The sequence below is a fragment of the Bacteroides sp. An269 genome, assembly GCF_002159755.1.
Lineage (GTDB): Bacteria > Bacteroidota > Bacteroidia > Bacteroidales > Bacteroidaceae > Phocaeicola > Phocaeicola intestinalis.
The window spans coordinates 1-568 of the sequence record NZ_NFJG01000265.1 but is presented as its reverse complement, the minus strand read 5'-3'; the positions used below and the strand labels follow the sequence as shown (position 1 = coordinate 568).

The window sequence follows — 568 nt, the reverse complement described above, 5'->3', positions numbered from 1 at the left end:
TGCGAGAACTTGGTAACTCCGGTGAGCAAGACGAACTGCAGGTCATCGTCCGCAGCCTTGAATACCGAATAGAATCCTTTCAGCACTTCCCGGTTCCGGTCCTCCAGCAACGTTTCCTCCTGTTCTCCCTTAATGCCCGTATCGAGTACGTCCAGGATAGGCTTGTCGTATTCGTCAATCAATACCACGCAACGTCTTCCCGATTGTTCGTGAGCCTGTTTGAGGACGTATGCAAAGCGTTTCCCTATATCCGTATAGTCCTGGCTCTTTCCGTATTCCCGTTCCCAACCTTTTATGGTGCCTTCCAGTATATCTTCCAATGTACCCGGAACGGTAAAGTTGCTTCCGTTGAAGTCGATGTGGAATACGGGATATTCCCTCCATTCCGTTTCCAGCTTCTCGATGGCAAGTCCTTTGAACAGCTCTTTCTTACCTAAGAAATAGTTCTTCAGGGTAGACACAAGCAGGCTTTTCCCGAACCTGCGGGGACGGCTGAGGAAATAAATCACACCTTCCTTTACCAGTTGGTAGAGTAAATCCGTTTTGTCTACATAACAGTATCCTTCTG

Annotated in this window: 1 protein-coding gene; it reads right to left on the bottom strand. The window is 48.2% G+C overall.

Annotated elements, in window-relative coordinates; genetic code table 11:
* The coding region (locus tag B5F71_RS19665) for an AAA family ATPase (RefSeq protein WP_158098171.1) at positions 1-568 on the bottom strand (568 nt) is incomplete at both ends.